This is a genomic window from Streptomyces sp. NPDC088732, assembly GCF_044751205.1.
Taxonomy (GTDB): domain Bacteria; phylum Actinomycetota; class Actinomycetes; order Streptomycetales; family Streptomycetaceae; genus Actinacidiphila.
In genome coordinates this window covers 18,208-30,998 of sequence record NZ_JBIVLI010000013.1, presented here as the reverse complement: position 1 = coordinate 30,998, position 12,791 = coordinate 18,208, and the positions used below count along the sequence as shown (strand labels likewise).

The window sequence follows — 12,791 nt, the reverse complement described above, 5'->3', positions numbered from 1 at the left end:
CAGGACCACAGGATCGCGGGACGGTCACTGCGTGACGAGCACGACCTCCAGGGTGCGCGGGCCGTGCACGCCCTCCACCCGGTCCAGCTCGATGTCGCTCGTCGCCGAGGGCCCGGATATCCACGTCAGCGGACGCGCCGGGTCCAGCCGCTCCAGCGCCTGCGGCACCGAGTCGACGACCTGCTCCGGCACCCGCACCACCACCACATGGTGGTCCGGCACCAGCGTGATCCTGCGCCGCCCCTGGTCCGGCCCGGCGTCCAGCACGATGGTGCCCGTCTCGGCGATCGCCACGGCGCAGCCCGTGACGACACTGTCCACGGCATCGAGCGCGTAGGCGGTCAACTCCGCCGTGTCCGCGACTTGTTCGACGTCCTTCGCCTCGGCGAGCCAGCCGCCGGGCAGCCCGGCGGGGACCACCACGCTGCGTGCCCCGCGGGCGGCCAGCAGGGCCGCGAGCCGCAGGGGCAACTCGGCGGCGGTCGTACGGTGCACGACGGCGCGGTAGTCGGCGAGGTTCTCGGCGAGCAGATCCGCGCTCTGACCGGGGTCCCGTTCGCCGTGCACGCGCAGGTAGCCGGGCCCGTCCGGCCCCCCGCCCGGCGCCTCGTCGCGCGGGACGTCGGCCAGGGCGCGGCGGATGCGGCCCAGGATCTGTTCGCGGGTGCTCACTTGCGGCCCTCCGAGCCCTCGGTGCCCCGGGTGCGCCGCCACCAGTCGCGGAAGGACTCCGCCGGCACGGCCGGGATGTCACGTGTGTCCGTCCAGGCACGGCCCGCCCCGGGCAGCCTGCGCGGGTGCAGGCTCCGTGTGCGGGACGCCAGCCGCTGCCCGGCGCGGAGCGCCCTGGGACGGTCCAGCGCCCAGCGCGCGGCGCGCATGGCGGCGCGCTCGGCGGCGTGCCCCTTGGCGGGCTTCAGGACGACCTTGTTGCCGCCGCGCGTCACCTCGCCGCCCTGGACGACCCGCTCGCGCAGATGGACCAGCACCTCGGGAATGTCGATCGCGACCGGGCAGACCTCGTAGCAGGCCCCGCACAGGGACGAGGCGTACGGGAGCGAGGCGTCCAGCGCGGTGTCCGTGCCGCGCAGTTGCGGGGTGAGGATGGCCCCGATCGGGCCGGGATAGGCCGAACCGTAGGCATGGCCGCCGGCCCGTTCGTACACCGGGCAGACGTTGAGGCAGGCCGAGCAGCGGATGCAGCGCAGCGCCTGGCGGCCGACCTCGTCGGCCAGGGTGTCGCTACGGCCGTTGTCGACCAGCACCAGGTGGAAGACGCGGGGACCGTCCTCGTCGGTCGTGCCCGTCCAGGTGCTGGTGTACGGGTTCATGCGCTCGGCCGTCGAGGAGCGCGGCAGCAACTGGAGGAAGACTTCGAGGTCCTGCCAGGCCGGCAGCACCTTTTCGATGCCGACCACCGAGATCAGCGTCTCGGGCAGCGTCAGGCACATCCGGCCGTTGCCCTCGGACTCCACCACGACCAGCGTCCCGGTCTCGGCGATCATGAAGTTGGCACCCGAGATGCCGACCTTGGCGCGCAGGAACTTCTCCCTGAGGTGCAGCCGCGCCGCCTCGGCCAGTTCGGCCGGGGTGTCGGTCAGGTCCTCGGGCGCCGGGCGGCCCCAGCGCGCCATCGCGTCGTTGAAGATGTCGCGGATCTCGCTGCGGTTGCGGTGGATGGCCGGCACCAGGATGTGGCTGGGCCGGTCGTCGCCGAGCTGCACGATGAGTTCGGCCAGGTCCGTCTCGTAGGCGGCGATCCCCGCTTCGGCGAGGGCCTCGTTGAGCCCGATCTCCTGCGTGGCCATGGACTTGACCTTGACGACCTCGGTCTCGCCGGTCGCCTTGACCAGTTCCGTCACGATCCGGTTGGCCTCGTCTGCGTCGGCGGCCCAGTGCACGATGCCCCCGGCGGCGGTGACCGCCTGCTCCAGGCGCTCCAGGTAGTGGTCGAGGTGGCGCAGGACGTCGTCCTTGATGCGCTTGCCCGCCGTGCGCAGCTGCTGCCAGTCGGAGAGTTCGGCCACCGCCTTGGCGCGCTTGTCGCGGATCGTGTGCGTGGCGTGCCGCAGATTGCCGCGCAGGGTCTCGTTCTGCACGGCCTCCCCGGCGGCCACCGGGAAGGCGGGCATGCCCAGATAGGTGCCGCTCATCGGATGCCTCCGTAGGGACGGTCCTCGGTGGAGGCCAGGATCTCGGCGAGGTGGACCGGACGCACTGTGGAGCCGAGCCGCGCCAGTGTGCCGCCTATGTGCATCAGGCACGAGTTGTCGACCGTGCACACGGCCGACGCGCCGGTGCCGGTGATGTGGCGGGCCTTGTCGGCGCCCATGGCGGAGGAGACGGCGGCGTTCTTCACCGCGAAGGTGCCGCCGAAGCCGCAGCACTCCTCGGCGCCCGGCAGCTCTGCCAGCTCCAGGCCCTTCACGTGGCTCAGCAGCTCCAGGGGGCGGCGGCCCAGGCCGAGCATGCGCAGGCCGTGACAGGTCGGATGATAGGTGACCTTGTGCGGGAAGTATGCCCCCACATCGGTCACCTTGAGAACGTCGGTGAGGAATTCGGTCAGTTCGTACGTGCGCGGCACGACCGACTCGGCCAGCGCGGCGAGTTCGCCGCCGCGTCCCTCGGCGCGCGCCCGGTCGCCCATGCGCGGGTAGTTGTCCCGCACCATGGCGGCGCAGGAACCTGAGGGGGTGACGATGTGGTCGTACCCCTCGAAGGCGCTCGCGTAGCGCCTCATCAGCGGTTCCGTCTCGTGCCGGTAGCCGGTGTTGAACTGCGGCTGGCCGCAGCAGGTCTGTGCGGCGGGGAAGTCCACGGTCACCCCCAGCCGCTCCAGCAGTGTGACGACCGCCTTGCCCGTCTCCGGGTACAGCGTGTCGTTCACACAGGTCACGAAGAGCGCTACGCGCATCTGGCCTCCTCCCGGTGCATGCGGCCGCCCGCAGGCCCCTCATACTGCCGCAGCTGTCGATCGCTGTGAAGCAGAGATCGGATGTCTGCGCATGCCGGCGCAGCGCATTGACGTGCCATGCCGGAGTGTCCTAACGTCCCCGGCATCTCATTGAAACCTTTCATATCAGATTCGGGAAGGCCGGGACCGAGCATGGAGCGCGTCTGTTTTCTCTTGAAGGTCCGCGCGGACCGGCTGGACGAGTACAAGGAGCGGCACGCCTCCGTCTGGCCCGAGATGCTCGAGGCGTTGTCCGCCACCGGTTGGCACAACTACTCCCTTTTCCTCCGGGAGGACGGGCTGCTCGTGGGCTACCTCGAGACGGAGGACTTCGGGGCCGCGCAGGCGGCCATGGCGGAGACCGACGTCAACGCGCGCTGGCAGGCGGAGATGGGGGAGTTCTTCGAGGCGCTGGACGGTGCCCGGCCCGACGAGGCGATGCGCCCCCTGACGGAGGTCTTCCACCTGGCGTGACAGGGCGCAGGGGTGCGCTCCGGCACGGTGCGCCGCCGCCACCTTGGGGCGGCTTCTGGACACGGAGGAGAAGACGGCGCGTAACCCGGACGACAGGTGTATGACGACGGCGGGCGCCGATGTCGTCACCAGTGCGTAGCATGAACCCGCGGCCTGCGGCGGGTCGCGGAAGGCGGTGGGGCGGAACCCGTGACACGCATGGTGGGGATCAAGGATGTCGCCCGGCAGGCGGGCGTCTCGGTCGGCACGGTGTCGAACGTCATCAACCGGCCCGGCATGGTCTCCGAGGACACGCGCGCGCGGGTGCTGTCGGTCATCGAGCAACTCGGCTACGTCCGCAGTGAGTCCGCCCGTCAGCTGCGCGCCGGGCACAGCCGCATCATCGCCCTGCTCGTCCTGGACATGGCCAACCCCTTCTTCGTGGACGTCGCCTCCGGCGCGGAGCGCGCCGCGCGCGAGACCGGGCTCGGGGTGATGCTCTGCAACAGCGCGGAGAGCCCGGCGGAGGAGTCCGAGTACCTGGGGCTGTTCGCGGAGCAGCGGGTCCGCGGGGTGCTCGTGACGCCCGCGGACACCAGCGGCCGGAACATCGAGTCGTTCCGGCGGCACGGCATCCCCTTCGTGTTCGTGGACCGCGTCGTGCCGAGCGCGGAGGCGTGCTCGGTGTCCGTCGACGACATCGAGGGCGGCCGGCTGGCCGTCGACCACCTCATCGAGCGCGGCCACGAGCGCATCGTCTACGTGAGCGGCCCGATGCACCTGGCCCAGTGCCAGGACCGGCGCACGGGCGCGCTGGCGGCGCTCGGCGCGGCGGGGCTGCCGGCGGACGCGCTCGCCCACATCGAGGCCGACCGGCTCGACGTCGCCTCGGGGCGGGACGCGGGCGCGCGGCTGCTGGGCATGGCCAAGCGGCCCACGGCGGTCTTCTGCGCGAACGACCTGCTGGCGCTCGGGGTCCTCCAGTCGCTGTACGCGGCGGGGATCGCGGTGCCCGAGGAGATCGCGCTCGTCGGGTACGACGACATCGAGTTCGCCGCCGCGGCCGCGGTGCCGCTGACCTCCGTGCGGCAGCCCGCGTACCGGATGGGCCGGGCGGCCGCCGACCTGCTGATAGAGGAGACCGGCGACCTCGCGGAGGAGCACGAGCACCGGCGCATCGTCTTCCAGCCGGAGCTGGTCGTGCGTGGCTCCACGCTGGGCAAGGGGCGCGCGGGGCGCTGACCCGGGAGGGGTCAGCCCGCGACAGCCACCTCAGTCGTTTCGGCCGCCTCGGCGGCGCCGGCGCGCAGATAGGCTCGGATCTCGCGGACGGCGCTGCGGCCCGCACGGTTGGCGCCGATGGTGCTCGCGGAGGGGCCGTAGCCGATGAGGTGCACCCGCGGGTCGAGGGCCGCCTGGGTGAGCCCCTGGAGGCGGATGCCGCCGCCCGGCTCTCGCAGGTGCAGCGGGGCGAGGTGGTCCAGCGCCGCCCGGAAGCCGGTGGCCCACAGGATTGCGTCCGCCCGCACATGGTGTCCGTCGGCCCAGGTGACGCCGTCCGGGGTGACGCGGTCGAACATGGGCTGCCGGACGAGGATGCCGCGCTCCTGGGCGCGTTGCATCGCCTCCGTCATGGGCAGCCCGGTCACGCTGACGACGCTCTGCGGCGGCAGGCCCTGCTTGACGCGCTCCTCGACGAGCGCGACGGCCTCCCGGCCCTGGTCCTCGCCGAAGGGACCCGAGCGGAAGACCGGCGGTCGTCGGGTCACCCAGGTCGTGCCGGCCGCGCCGCCCGGCTCGCGCAGTTCCATCAGCAGCTGCACCGCGGAGGTCCCGCCGCCGACCACGATCACATGCCGGCCGGCGAACTCCTCGCGGCCGCGGTAGTTCGCGGTGTGCAGCTGGCGCCCGCGGAAGGTCTCCTGGCCCGGGTAGCGGGGGACGAAGGGCCGGTCCCAGGTGCCGGTGGCGTTGATCAGGGCGCGGGTGGACCAGGTGCCCGCGTCGGTCTCGACCAGGAGCCGGCCGTCGCCCGCGTCCCGCACCGTCGAGACGTCGACCGGGCGGTGAACGCGGAGGTCGAAGGTGCGCTCGTAGCGGTCGAAGTACTCCGCGACGACCTCGGAGGAGGGCCGCGCGGGATCGGCGCCCTCGAGCTCCATCCCGGGCAGGGAGTGCACGCCGTGCGCCCTGCCGTAGGTGAGGGTGGGCCAGCGGAACTGCCAGGCGCCGCCGGGCCCGGGGGAGTGGTCCAGGACGACGAAGTCCTCGTCCGGGAGCATGCCGGAGCGGCGCAGGAAGTACGCCCCCGACAGTCCGGCCTGACCGGCTCCGATGACGGCTGCTTCGACGTGCCTGACGCCCGTGGCGTCCGTGTGGTTCACGTTTCCACCAACTACGGCGATGCCGGGAAGCTTCCCGGTGCCTCCGGCGCCGCCTCGCGCCGCAGCCGCGCGACCCGTGCCGCCGCCTCCTCCAGCCGGGACAGGGGCAGGTCGCCGTCGGCCACGGCGCGTGCCGCGGCGGTGCGGATGGCCTCCTGGACGCCCGCGTCGCAGCCGGGGCCGAGCTGGAGCAGGTCCACTCCGGAGAGCCAGGCCAGTACGGCGGCGCCCGGCACGCCCCAGCCCTCGACGACCTCGGCGGTGTCCAGCGGCTCGCTGATCACGACGGCGCCCTGCCCGGTCTCGTCCCGGAGGAGTTCCGTCACGACGGGTCCGCCGCTGAGCGCCGCGGGGACGGCGATGGTGACGGCGCCCGCGAGCTCGAGTCCGCGGCGGAGCCACTCCGGTGGCCGCCGGGTGCGCGGGACGGGCAGCAGGCAGGCGTCGACGAGGGCGGCGACGCGGCGCGATGCGTACACGTGGTTTCCCCTTCGGCGCGCGGACGGGCAACGGGACACTATCCCGGTTCGGGGAAGTGGTCCAGACCAATAGGTTACGACCGCCTGGCGGGGAGCCGTACCGGGCCACCCTCGCGTGCGGCTCCACCAGCGCCCCGTGCGCGGCGAGTTCAGGCCGGAATACCCCTTGCCGTGAACGCCCCGGGACGGGACGGCCCCGGTGCGCCCGGCCCCCGGAACGCGTGTCCGGGCCGCCTGCGCCACCATGGACGCATGGCCGACGCTTTCACCACCCGTCTCGTCGATGTGACCACCGGCGGCACCGAGACCGTCCACGATCTGACCGCCGCCTGCGCCCACTTCCTGCGCGAGGTGGCGCGCGGCCGGGACGGCCTGCTCAACGTCTTCGTCCCGCACGCCACCGCCGGTGTCGCCGTCATCGAGACCGGTTCCGGCAGCGACGACGACCTGCTCGCCGTGCTCCACGACCTCCTGCCGGCCGACGACCGCTGGCGGCACCGCCACGGCAGCCCCGGCCACGGCCGCGACCATGTGCTGCCCGCCCTGGTCCCGCCGCACGCGACGCTCCCGGTGGTCGGCGGCTCGCTGGAACTCGGCACCTGGCAGTCCGTGGTGCTGGTCGACACGAACAAGGACAACCCCTACCGCCAGGTACGGTTGAGCTTCCTGGGCTGAACGACGTGCTCCAGGCGTTTTCTGTCGTCGGCTCAGCGGACGTGCCGTTCAGCCGTCCGTGAGCAGGCGCTCACGCTCGGCCGCCACGATTTCCCGTGCCAGTTCGGCGTCCGTGATGTCGAACGCTTCCGGTGCGCTGTCGGCGGTTTCGGAGACGCGGGCAAAATCCGCGAAGAGTTGGTTCTTACGTGCCAGCATCTCAATGATGCGCTGGTCGACACTGTCTTCGGACAGCAGACGATGTACCTGTACTGTCTCCAACTGCCCCATCCTGTGGGAACGACCGATGGCTTGCCATTCGGTCGTCGGTTTGAGCTGCGGCTCGCAGATCACTACGACCGATGCCGACTGGATGTTCAGGCCGACGCCGCCTGCCACGATCTGCGCGACCAAGACAGCGCCATGGTGGGCTTGGGAGAACTCGTCAACCATGGCTTGTCGCTTCGCGGCGGGCACAGAGCCGGTGAGGGGCCCGAATACCTTTCCCGGAAGCACCGACGCCACTTCATCGAGGACGTCACGGAAGTATGAGAAGACCAGCACCTTGCGCTCGTTGTCCTCGGCCTCCTGAACTATGTCGATGAGGCGCTGCATCTTCTCGGACTTGGCTCCTGCGCGTAGTGCGGCCTGGCGCATGGCCATGAAATTTCCTTCGATGACAGCCGCTCTGTACAGCTGTTTGTCGGCGTTGGACATCGGCATCCACTCGTCGACCTCGAAGCGCTCCGGAAGTTCGGTGAGGACGTCTTCCTGGTTGCGCCGCAAGTAAGCGGGTGCCACCTGCTTTCGAAACTGACGAGGAGCGAGCTCCGAAGCACTGATCGTCAAGTCCGGGCGTAGGTAACCGACGAGATTTCGGAATTCCTCGATTCGGTTTTCCAGTGGGGTTCCGGTCAAAAGGATCGTTCGCTCAGAACGGTTGATCAAGGCCGTTGAGCGCCGAGTTCGCTGGGCCTCCGGGTTCTTGATGTAGTGCGCCTCATCGAACACCAGGCACGCAGGCTCGGCGCGGTGGGGGATCCTGCCTTCCAGCCAACCGAGGATGTCGTAGGTGGTGACCGCGACTCCACCGTTGCGGATCCAGGATTTCAGAGCGTCCTCGCGAGCCGGCCCGTGCATGCGGTACGCATGGAGACCGGACTTGGCTTGGACTTCACGCACCCAGTTGGTCACGACTGCGGCGGGGCACACAACGAGGAAATGAGAAGATCCCTTGGCTCGCAAGTGGGCGAGTACGGCGAGCGATTCGACCGTCTTCCCCAGTCCCATCTCGTCGCCGATGATGACCTTCCGTTGCACGATCGCGAATCGGGCACCGAATGACTGGTACCCGCGCAGTGAGGCCTTCAGATGGCTGGTGTCGAGTGTGAGTCCTCTGACCGCCTCGACGATTTCGGCCGGCAGGTCGCCGTGACTCTTCTCGGCGTCGTCGGCCAGGAATCCGAGCTCCGCGAGCATCGCGTAGTAGTCGGCAGGGCGGGCGATGAAATCCTCCCATGGGTCACCGCCCGCCGCGTCGTTCCCGCCGTTGAGCATCGATCCGCGACGGGCGACGGCCGCCAGTGCGGTGCGCAACTCGGCAACGGAGCGCTGTCGAGGGATGAGGACCACATGGGATGTCCTGGAACCGAGGCCCTGGAGGAGCGGTCGAACCATGTCGGCCGCGGCGAGATCGGCTGTCGCGCTGCGGATCGAGCGCGCTGCGTCCCAAGCACGCATCGCTGTGAGGAGTTTCGTGGTGGTGTGGGATCGATTCTTGATGTCGATCCGGACCGGCATTTCGTCCAGCGTGGTCTGCCAGATGGTCCTCGCGGCGCCGACCATCCGGTTGCCCGTCGTCTCGCCGACTCCAGGGAGAGATCGAATCCGTGATTTCTGGTCGAGGACTTGCTGCACGTTGCTGATTCCGGCATCGGTCAATGCTGTGATGCGCAGTTGGCCGCTCGTTGCCTCTTTGAGTCGCTCAACGGGCATGTTGGCGACCAATTTGCGCGCCTCGTCCTGTCGGACTGCATTGCCCGCGGAATTGACTGCCGTTCGGAATTGGTCCTCGCGCTGCAAGGCCTGATCGATCGCACTGAGTGCTGTTTTGGCGACGTCAAGTTCATGCCGTTGGAGGAGTTCCGCCCGCCCGCCGAGGCGTTGGGCGAGGCCGACAGTGTCATCGAGGATTGCCGAGATCGCGGGTGCGGGGACAGTCTTCTTGTCCCACGCTGTCAGGCTTTCCAATTCCGCGACGAGTTGGGCACTCGCGGCCCACCCGTGAAGGAAGGTCAGGTACGTTGCGGCTTGTGCTGCGTCGTCTTTGCGGCTCCTGCCCGACCATATCCGGCGGGCACCGAAGAGTGCGCGGACGGCAGTCAGCGCCTCGTCGACCTCTTGGGTCAATTGCGCGATGCCCTGCTGGGCGTTGGCCGTGAGCGTCGGAAGAGCACGACGCCGGACCATGGAGGTCACCAGATCGACATCGGACGGCGAGACCTGCAGGGCGCGCCACGCGGTGGTGGCCGGGGCGTTGAGAGGCGTCACACGGTCGAGAAGCTGCCTGGTGGCATCTTCCGCCGCCGCTTCGACGCGCTCACGCTCTTCGGTGATCCCCACCGCGAGCCTGCGCCACCCGCTGACTTCCTCCGCCACACGACGAAGGTGCTTACGTTCTTCTCGCTCCATTGCCCCCGCCGACTCGTCTGGCCTCTGCGAAGATTATCGATCCCGGTTGGCGAAGTCGACGGGACCGCGGAACCGCCGGAACGTCCGGGGGCGGTTCGCAGGCTGACGCCCAGGAGGTTCTGTACGTGTTGCTCGAGGAGCTCAAGCCTGGCCTGCGGGTGGACGGACTCGTGCCGGCGGAGGTCGTCACGATCATCGCCGCGCAGTGGCACGGTGCGAACGCCCTGGAGTTGACCTTCAAGACAGCCGCAGGTGGCCTTGACCAGCGGGTTGTCTTCCGGAAGGACGAGGATAAGCTGAGCGCAGCCCGCAACGGCAGCCGGGCGTTCGACGCGAACGCACGTGACTTCAAGCTGGTCGCCGAGGCCCAGCGGATCTCACTGGCAGGGCTGTTCGACTCGATGCTTGCCGTGGCGACCAGCGATGTTCAGCCCCTCCCGCATCAGATCCGCGCCGTGTACGACGAGCTTGTGCCCCGTACGCCGCTGCGCTTCCTGCTCGCGGATGATCCGGGCGCCGGCAAAACAGTCATGGCCGGGCTCTACATCAAGGAGCTCCTGCTGCGTGACGACGTCAAGCAATGTCTGATCGTGGCTCCGGGAAGCCTGGTCGATCAGTGGCAGGACGAGCTCTTCTTCAAGTTCGGCCTCCGTTTCGACCTGCTCACGAACCAGCTCATCGACGCCCAGATCAATGTCAACGTATTTGAGTCCTATCCACTTCTGATCGCGCGCATGGACCAGCTCTCTCGTAACGAGCATCTGAAGGCGCAGCTTCAGGAGTCGGAGTGGGACCTGATCGTCGTTGACGAGGCGCACCGCATGGGCGGTCATTACTTCGGTGGCAAGGTGGAGAAGACTAAACGGTTTCAGCTCGGCGAGATGCTCGGGGAGATCACACGCCACCTGCTCCTGATGACTGCGACCCCGCACTCCGGCAAGGAGGAGGACTTCCAACTCTTCCTTACCTTGCTGGACCGTGACCGGTTCGAGGGCAAGCAGAAGAGGAATGCCGACGTCAGTGGCGTCATGCGACGCATGATCAAGGAAGACCTGCTGACGTTCGAGGGCAAGAATCTCTTCCCCGAGCGCATCGCGCAGACTGTCCCCTACCAACTGACGGCACTCGAGTACGATCTTTACGAGGATGTGACCCACTACGTCCGGGAGGGCATGAACCGCGCCGATCGCATCGGCGGCAAGCGCAAAAATACCGTGGGTTTCGCACTGACCGTCCTGCAGCGACGCCTGGCTTCGAGCCCCGAGGCGATCTACAAGAGCCTCGTGCGGCGTACCGAACGCCTGGAGCGAAAAAAGCGCGAGATACTCAACGGAACCGTTCGTGAGCACACGGCCACCGTTGATTTCGCCGGCCTGGACAATGGCGACCTCAATGCCGAGGAGATCGAGGAGATCGAGGAGGAACTGCTCGATGCCGCGACGGCGGCGCAGACGGTTGATGAGCTCAACGTCGAGCTCGTTGAACTGAGGGCGCTGGTGAAGACGGCGCAGAAAGTCCGGGAATCAGGTACAGACCGAAAGTGGACCGAGCTGTCCGCTCTCCTCCGGGACCACGCGCTGTCGACAGATCCCCATGGCTGGCCCAGGAAGTTCATCATCTTCACGGAGCACCGTGACACCCTCCAATATCTGCGAGGAAAGATCGGCTCGCTCCTGGGAAATCCCGATGCCGTCCGAGCCATTCACGGCGGTGTACGCCGGGCCGAGCGGCGGAACATCACGGAGGAGTTCACCAAGAACCGTGACGTGCAGATTTTGGTGGCCACGGACGCAGCCGGCGAGGGACTCAACCTGCACGTCGCGCACCTGATGGTCAACTATGACCTGCCCTGGAACCCCAACCGTATCGAGCAGCGCTTCGGCCGCATCCATCGCATCGGCCAGGAGGAGGTCTGCCGCCTGTGGAACCTTGTAGCTGTCAATACTCGCGAGGGTGAGGTCTTTGCGCGTCTGCTGGAGAAGCTCGACCAAATGCGCGAGACGTACGGCGGCAAGGTTTTTGACGTACTGGGAGAGGCGTTCGCCGAAACCCCGCTGCGGGAGTTGCTTCTCAACGCCATCCAGTACGGTGAGCGGCCAGATGTAAAGAACAGGATGCGCGAAGTCATCGACAGTACCGTCGGAGACGGCCTCAGAGAGCTTCTCGGCGAGCGGGCACTCGCTTCCGAGCACATCTCGGATGCCGATCTGTGCGCCTTGCTCACTGAGATGGACGAAGCCCGCGCTCGACGTCTTGAGCCGCATCACATCGAATCGACCTTCAAGGACGCATTCACCCGGCTCGGCGGCCGGATCGTCAGACGTGAACAAGGCCGCTACGAGATCGTCAACGTACCCCAGCACATTCGCTCAGCCGGTAACGGGCCGATTGCCACGAAGTACGACCGTGTCACCTTCGACCTGGGCCACGTCCAGACTGACGGCCGCGCCCGGGCCGACCTGCTCGCCCCCGGCCACCCCCTGCACGACGCTGTCATGAACGAAACCATGCGGAACTTTGGGGGTGCCCTCAACCAAGGCACCGTCCTTGTCTCGGCTGCCCTCGAAGAACCGCATCTCCTTGTCGGGGTCGTCGAAGAGGTTGCGGACGGCACCGGTGAGTCGGTGGCCCGACGGTTCGCCTATGCCTATGTCGACAGCCACGGCACAGTGCACCCTGCTGGTCCCGCGCCCTATCTCGACTGCGTTGAGGCGCCCAAGGGCGCGGCGACGGACATCGCAGGCAGAATGCCCTGGCTCGCGGACGCAGAAGACAAGGCAACGAGTTGGATCATTGCCAACCAGTTGCCCGCATACCTCGCCGAGGTCCAGCCTCGTCGCCTGGCTGAGTTGATCAAGACTCGGGAACTGGTGACCAAGCGTTTGCTTTCGGAGAGCGAGCGGCTGCTCGTCGATGCCGCAGCGGCTTCTGAGAAGGAGCGGAAGGGCGAGAGGCCCAAGGAGTCCGCCGAGAGCCTGCGTCGAAAGGCTGACGAGCTCCACGTAAGGCTCAAGAAACGTCTCGCTCTGCTCGACAAGCAGCAGCTGATGTCCACGAAGCCACCACAGATCCTGACTGCGGCGCTTGTACTCAGCGCTTCCGATCTACGCTCGTGCGGGTGACCGCCGCCTTGGTGTGGGAGGTGCGCGAAGCGCGGCCTCGGCCGGGCTGATCGTC

At 68.3% G+C, this 12,791-nt stretch carries 10 protein-coding genes; 4 read left to right on the top strand and 6 right to left on the bottom strand.

Annotated elements, in window-relative coordinates; all coding sequences use genetic code 11:
* Positions 1 to 24 precede the first annotated feature (24 nt).
* Genes ACIP9H_RS22200 through ACIP9H_RS22190 form a run of 3 tightly spaced genes read right to left on the bottom strand, consistent with a single transcriptional unit; the run spans position 25 to position 2,914 of the window.
* Positions 25 to 672: a lactate utilization protein C gene (locus ACIP9H_RS22200; RefSeq protein WP_401960308.1), complete on the bottom strand. Its 648-nt coding sequence runs from the start codon at positions 670 to 672 to the stop codon at positions 25 to 27.
* On the bottom strand, positions 669 to 2,153 hold the full coding sequence (locus ACIP9H_RS22195; protein ID WP_401960306.1) for a LutB/LldF family L-lactate oxidation iron-sulfur protein: 1,485 nt from the start codon (positions 2,151 to 2,153) through the stop codon (positions 669 to 671). Before ACIP9H_RS22195 ends, ACIP9H_RS22200 begins: the two co-directional genes overlap by 4 nt.
* Complete coding sequence (locus ACIP9H_RS22190; RefSeq protein WP_401590200.1) at positions 2,150 to 2,914, bottom strand: (Fe-S)-binding protein; 765 nt, start codon at positions 2,912 to 2,914, stop codon at positions 2,150 to 2,152. Before ACIP9H_RS22190 ends, ACIP9H_RS22195 begins: the two co-directional genes overlap by 4 nt.
* A gap of 192 nt (positions 2,915 to 3,106) precedes the next feature.
* On the opposite strand from ACIP9H_RS22190, the gene ACIP9H_RS22185 reads away from it, so the two are divergent.
* Both ACIP9H_RS22185 and ACIP9H_RS22180 read left to right on the top strand, forming a co-directional pair.
* Positions 3,107 to 3,427 (top strand): L-rhamnose mutarotase, encoded by a 321-nt coding sequence (locus ACIP9H_RS22185; protein WP_401590198.1) that lies wholly within the window; start codon positions 3,107 to 3,109, stop codon positions 3,425 to 3,427.
* Positions 3,428 to 3,625: 198 nt separating this feature from the next.
* Entirely contained in the window at positions 3,626 to 4,648 is a 1,023-nt protein-coding gene (locus ACIP9H_RS22180) for a LacI family DNA-binding transcriptional regulator (RefSeq protein WP_360900227.1), read from the top strand.
* An 11-nt stretch (positions 4,649 to 4,659) separates the two neighbouring features.
* Here ACIP9H_RS22180 and ACIP9H_RS22175 read toward each other — a convergent pair whose 3' ends face one another.
* Entirely contained in the window at positions 4,660 to 5,790 is a 1,131-nt protein-coding gene (locus ACIP9H_RS22175) for an NAD(P)-binding domain-containing protein (protein ID WP_401590195.1), read from the bottom strand.
* A gap of 11 nt (positions 5,791 to 5,801) precedes the next feature.
* Positions 5,802 to 6,269: a hypothetical protein gene (locus ACIP9H_RS22170; RefSeq protein WP_401590193.1), complete on the bottom strand. Its 468-nt coding sequence runs from the start codon at positions 6,267 to 6,269 to the stop codon at positions 5,802 to 5,804.
* Between the two features lie 252 nt (positions 6,270 to 6,521).
* On the opposite strand from ACIP9H_RS22170, the gene ACIP9H_RS22165 reads away from it, so the two are divergent.
* A complete protein-coding gene (locus ACIP9H_RS22165; RefSeq protein WP_401590190.1) occupies positions 6,522 to 6,944 on the top strand; it encodes a YjbQ family protein in 423 nt (140 codons plus the stop codon).
* A 48-nt stretch (positions 6,945 to 6,992) separates the two neighbouring features.
* On the opposite strand, the gene ACIP9H_RS22160 is transcribed toward ACIP9H_RS22165, so the two are convergent.
* Positions 6,993 to 9,581 carry a DEAD/DEAH box helicase gene (locus ACIP9H_RS22160; RefSeq protein ID WP_401590189.1) on the bottom strand — a complete coding sequence of 863 codons (2,589 nt, stop codon included), beginning with the start codon at positions 9,579 to 9,581 and terminating at the stop codon, positions 6,993 to 6,995.
* A 158-nt stretch (positions 9,582 to 9,739) separates the two neighbouring features.
* On the opposite strand from ACIP9H_RS22160, the gene ACIP9H_RS22155 reads away from it, so the two are divergent.
* Positions 9,740 to 12,736 carry a DEAD/DEAH box helicase gene (locus ACIP9H_RS22155; protein WP_401590187.1) on the top strand — a complete coding sequence of 999 codons (2,997 nt, stop codon included), beginning with the start codon at positions 9,740 to 9,742 and terminating at the stop codon, positions 12,734 to 12,736.
* Positions 12,737 to 12,791 lie beyond the last annotated feature (55 nt).